Genomic DNA, 4,786 nt, shown 5'->3' with positions numbered 1-4,786 from the left:
GTATATCCTTAATACTAAAAATGAAGCAATAAAAAGTAGGTTATTAATGGGAAGCTATTAGGTGCTTCAGGCCTGTCTAACCCGATGAAATATTATGCAGGGCTTGAAAACTTAAGTGCAGAACCGACGGAGGGCGGCTATATTCTTAAAGGTGTCCTAGCGTCTGTTTCAAACCTTGGTGAAAATCATTGGTTCGGATTAATAGCTGGTATCAACGAAAATAAACGTAATATGGGTGTTATCTGAAGATGCTGATACGTTTGTGGAGCATATTCGTCCGGCATTCATCGCTCACCAAATTCCTCTCGGTCTGGGTGTTACCCAGGTGCTAATATCCGCCTTAAAGCGGAATACTTAACAATTAAAGCCGTTCAATCAAGTATGATGCATAACGGGAGTGCCGGTTATTTAAAAGATAGTGCTCCATCACCCGCCTCCGAGAGCATATTTCTTCGCTAACTTGACACCTACAGTGAAACATTTGGAAAAAGACCTAAATGGATAACGAAATCCCCTTGAGTATAGCCTAATACTCAAGTGCAGAGATATAATGCGTACCCCAAAAAATATAAAAAGATTAGTACGGACTATTTTGAATCCAGCATTTGGTCATTCTGGGGCATTAGGAAAAGTATGTAAACAAAAGCGATGTCGGCCCATTAAGGCGGCACCGCTTTTGTTATGGAACGAATATATAAGCAGAACCCTTTACATATCGTGACTGCTATTATGTTTCTGACGGGAGTGCTGTCTATTTTTCACCTTATGAGAACCGCTTAGCGGGGCAGGTTGACCTGGGTTATTCCCTTTAGGTGCATTTTTCCGAATATCTTTACCATCATTTTTGTTCATGTGCGATCCCTCCTACACCTTAAGATAATCAATCGGTGAAAAATTATTCATATACATATATTTGTATACCTCGTACATGCTATGGATGGATACTAATTAAGGAGATGAATCTAATGCAGGATAAACAAGATAAGCGGAGGACTTTTCAAGAAGCTCAGCAAAGCCATCAACAAGTAACTGATATGTACTCAGCCATTGAAAAAACGGCGCCGAATTACGGAACAGAATTGAAACATGTGAAGCAGGAAGTAAATGAGGCCATTCAGCAAATACAATCAGCTTTAGTCACCGCTTCTGAGCATCAGCGAGAACAATTAAAACAATTTGAACAGGATATTCAGGCAATTGTAAATGAAGTCAATTCAGACGATTATTGATTTCTATACCTGAAGGCACTAGTAGAAGAGCTTTTTCCCTGTTTTTAGAATAGAATAGGCTTTTTGAAGAATGCAGTTCATCTGCATTTTCAAAAAGCCTTTACTATTTAATTCTAGAATAAGGAAATTATTGGTTTTTCTTTCGTTTTTTATTATTTTGCCTTTGGACCTCGGTTAACGGTGGTTCATTTCCTAATTCATCATGGTAACCTGCTCCATTACCCTGTGCTTTTGCAGCGTTCATTCCGGGTATTACATGATTAGCCTTTTGTTTTGCCATTTCGACACCTCCACTCATAGAGTGTGATAATGGTGAATGATTATGTATGCATTACTAATATGTTTTATTGGAATAATTTATCAGGTATATAATTAGAACATTTTAGAAAAACAGCATGCAAGTAAGGCTTCCCAAAAGCACTTTAATAAATAAAGGAGATTTTTCTATAAGTCAAACTTATCAAAAACAATAACTTTCTTGTTATTTACTTATACTCAATTCTATATTAGTATTAAGTCGAAGGAAGAGTTAGGGTGGGAGAACAGAGAGAAAATTCGACAAACTAACTTTTTTACTTATATTTATAGTAGACATGGTTTCAGTGAACCAGGTTTTACTTTTATGTGCAGAATAAGTTCTGACAGTTTAATAGGGGGTAATATTCATGACGAAAAATGACGTATACCAAGCGCGTAAATCCTTTGAAATTGAAGGGGAACGCTACAACTACTACAGCCTAGACGCTATTGAAAAAGCAGGGGACGGCCAAGTATCACGCCTTCCATATTCCATTAAAGTCCTACTTGAAGCAGTACTTCGCCAAGTAGACGGAAGAGTAATCACAAAAGAACACGTTGCGAACCTTGCTAAAYGGGGAACAAGCGAGCAACAAGATATAGATGTTCCGTTCAAGCCTTCACGTGTTATCCTACAAGATTTCACTGGTGTTCCAGTTGTTGTAGATTTAGCTTCTCTACGTAATGCATTCGCTGCACTTGGTGGAGATCCTGATAAAATCAACCCGGAAATTCCAGTTGACCTTGTAATTGACCACTCTGTACAAGTTGATAAAGCAGGTACAATTGATTCTCTTGATGCCAATATGGATCTTGAATTCGAACGTAATGCAGAGCGTTACCAGTTCCTAAGCTGGGCTCAAAAATCATTCAACAACTACCGTGCGGTTCCACCAGCAACTGGTATCGTTCACCAAGTTAACCTTGAGTACCTTGCGAACGTAGTACATGCGGTTGAAACTCCAAACGGCGACTTTGAAGTATTCCCTGACTCTGTATTCGGTACAGATTCACATACTACAATGATCAACGGTATTGGTGTTCTTGGTTGGGGTGTCGGCGGTATCGAGGCAGAAGCAGGTATGCTTGGACAGCCTTCATACTTCCCAGTACCAAAAGTAGTTGGTGTGAAACTAACTGGTCAACTTCCTAAAGGAACAACAGCTACTGACCTTGCATTGAAAGTAACTCAGGTTCTTCGTGCACACGGCGTAGTTGGTAAATTTGTTGAGTTCTACGGCCCTGGAGTAGGATATCTTCCACTTGCTGACCGTGCAACAATTGCTAACATGGCTCCTGAATACGGTGCTACAGTTGGTTTCTTCCCAGTTGATGCAGAAGCCATCGATTACATGCGCTTAACAGGCCGTGATGAAAAACAAATTAAAGTTGTTGAATCTTACTGCAAAGAAAATGGATTGTTCTACTCTCCTGAAAACGAAGATCCAGCTTACAATGATGTTGTGGAAATCGACCTTTCAGCAATTGAACCAAACCTTTCAGGCCCTAAACGCCCACAAGATTTGATTCCACTTTCTCAAATGAAACAATCTTTCCATGATGCTATCAATGCACCTATGGGTAACCAAGGTTTCGGCATGGACAATTCTGAATTGGATAAAGAAGTAACTGTTAAATTTGCCGATGGTAAAGAAACGGTAATGAAAACAGGCGCGATCGCAATTGCTGCAATCACAAGCTGTACAAATACTTCTAACCCATACGTAATGCTTGGAGCAGGTCTTATTGCTAAAAAAGCAGTTGAAAAAGGCTTGACTGTTCCGGATTATGTAAAAACATCATTAGCACCAGGTTCTAAAGTTGTTACTGGTTACCTTCGTGATGCAGGTCTTCAACCATACCTTGATCAATTAGGATTCAACGTAGTTGGTTACGGATGTACAACATGTATCGGTAACTCAGGTCCATTAGCGGACGAAATCGAAGCAGCAGTTGCTGAAGCAGATCTTCTAGTAACTTCAGTACTTTCTGGTAACCGTAACTTCGAAGGTCGTATTCATCCACTAGTGAAAGCAAACTACCTTGCTTCTCCAACTTTGGTTGTGGCATATGCACTTGCAGGTACTGTGGACTTCGATCTTAACAATGATTCACTTGGTAAAGATAAAGACGGCAACGATGTGTATCTTGCTGATATCTGGCCATCACAAGAAGAAGTTAATGCTGCTGTTAAAGCAACAGTTACACCGGAATTATTCCGTAAAGAATACGAAACAGTATTCAACGATAACAAACGTTGGAATGAAATCCAAACAAGCAACGAAGCAATTTACGCTTTCGATTCTAAATCAACATACATTCAAAATCCTCCATTCTTTGAAGGATTATCACCAGAACCAGGTTCAGTTAACCCACTTTCTGGCTTGCGCGTAGTAGGTAAATTCGGTGATTCAGTAACAACTGACCACATTTCTCCTGCAGGTGCTATCGGTAAAGATACACCAGCTGGTATCTACCTTCGTGAAAACGGTGTGAAACCACGTGACTTTAACTCTTATGGTTCTCGTCGTGGTAACCATGAAGCAATGATGCGTGGAACTTTCGCTAACATTCGTATCCGTAACCAAGTCGCTCCAGGTACAGAAGGTGGTTACACTACTTACTGGCCAACAGGCGATGTAATGGCTATCTATGATGCTTGTATGAAATACAAAGCTGATGGAACAGGTCTTGCAGTTATTGCTGGTAAAGACTACGGTATGGGAAGCTCTCGTGACTGGGCTGCAAAAGGTACTAACCTTCTTGGCATCAAAACAGTTATCGCTGAAAGCTTCGAACGTATTCACCGTTCTAACCTTGCGTTAATGGGTGTTCTTCCTCTTCAATTCAAAGAAGGCGAAAACGCTGAAACACTAGGATTAACTGGTAAAGAAGCGATTGCTGTTAAAATCGACGAAACAGTTAAACCACGTGATATCGTAACAGTTACAGCTACTGATGAAGCTGGAAACGTAAAAGAATTTGATGTACTTGTTCGTTTCGACTCTGAAATCGAAATCGACTACTACCGTCACGGTGGTATCCTTCAAATGGTATTACGTAATAAATTAAAAGGCTAATTTAAGCTTTTGAGAAGCGGCAAACCTACATGCTAGGTTTGCCGCTTTTTTGTGTCAAGATTATGAAATACTGGAATAATATATAGTGATTTTTAGGAATAACGCTTTTCTGAATATGCATTTATTGATAAGATGGAAGAGGTTAGTGGAAATGGAAGTAAGTTGTTCTATTTCTGGAAT

At 39.8% G+C, this 4,786-nt stretch carries 5 protein-coding genes; 3 read left to right on the top strand and 2 right to left on the bottom strand.

The features are described from left to right. The first annotated feature begins 84 nt into the window (after positions 1 to 84). Positions 85 to 246 (top strand): hypothetical protein, encoded by a 162-nt coding sequence (locus AC1DUW_RS21170; protein WP_161804918.1) that lies wholly within the window; start codon positions 85 to 87, stop codon positions 244 to 246. 462 nt (positions 247 to 708) lie between these two features. Here the strand turns inward: AC1DUW_RS21170 and AC1DUW_RS21165 are convergent, their stop codons facing one another. After that, positions 709 to 852 carry a small acid-soluble spore protein P gene (locus AC1DUW_RS21165; RefSeq protein ID WP_083450736.1) on the bottom strand — a complete coding sequence of 48 codons (144 nt, stop codon included), beginning with the start codon at positions 850 to 852 and terminating at the stop codon, positions 709 to 711. Positions 853 to 965: 113 nt separating this feature from the next. Here AC1DUW_RS21165 and AC1DUW_RS21160 point away from each other — a divergent pair, with 113 nt between their 5' ends. Next, on the top strand, positions 966 to 1,229 hold the full coding sequence (locus tag AC1DUW_RS21160; protein WP_053345874.1) for a hypothetical protein: 264 nt from the start codon (positions 966 to 968) through the stop codon (positions 1,227 to 1,229). A gap of 127 nt (positions 1,230 to 1,356) precedes the next feature. Here AC1DUW_RS21160 and sspO read toward each other — a convergent pair whose 3' ends face one another. Continuing rightward, complete coding sequence (gene sspO / locus AC1DUW_RS21155; protein ID WP_053345875.1) at positions 1,357 to 1,509, bottom strand: small acid-soluble spore protein O; 153 nt, start codon at positions 1,507 to 1,509, stop codon at positions 1,357 to 1,359. 385 nt (positions 1,510 to 1,894) lie between these two features. Between sspO and acnA the strand changes: the two genes are divergently transcribed. Beyond that, entirely contained in the window at positions 1,895 to 4,606 is a 2,712-nt protein-coding gene (gene acnA / locus AC1DUW_RS21150) for an aconitate hydratase AcnA (protein WP_477643380.1), read from the top strand. Positions 4,607 to 4,786 lie beyond the last annotated feature (180 nt).

This window comes from Peribacillus sp. P4_C12, assembly GCF_056402095.1.
Note: the sequence above shows the minus strand (reverse complement) of the source record. Positions and strands in the feature narration are given on the sequence as shown.

What these genes read in the sequence shown, in the direction of transcription:
- AC1DUW_RS21170 (WP_161804918.1), top strand. Translation starts at nt 85, where the DNA reads ATGAAATATTATGCAGGGCTTGAAAACTTAAGTGCAGAACCGACGGAG.
- AC1DUW_RS21165 (WP_083450736.1), bottom strand. Translation starts at nt 852, where the DNA reads ATGAACAAAAATGATGGTAAAGATATTCGGAAAAATGCACCTAAAGGG.
- AC1DUW_RS21160 (WP_053345874.1), top strand. Translation starts at nt 966, where the DNA reads ATGCAGGATAAACAAGATAAGCGGAGGACTTTTCAAGAAGCTCAGCAA.
- sspO (WP_053345875.1), bottom strand. Translation starts at nt 1,509, where the DNA reads ATGGCAAAACAAAAGGCTAATCATGTAATACCCGGAATGAACGCTGCA.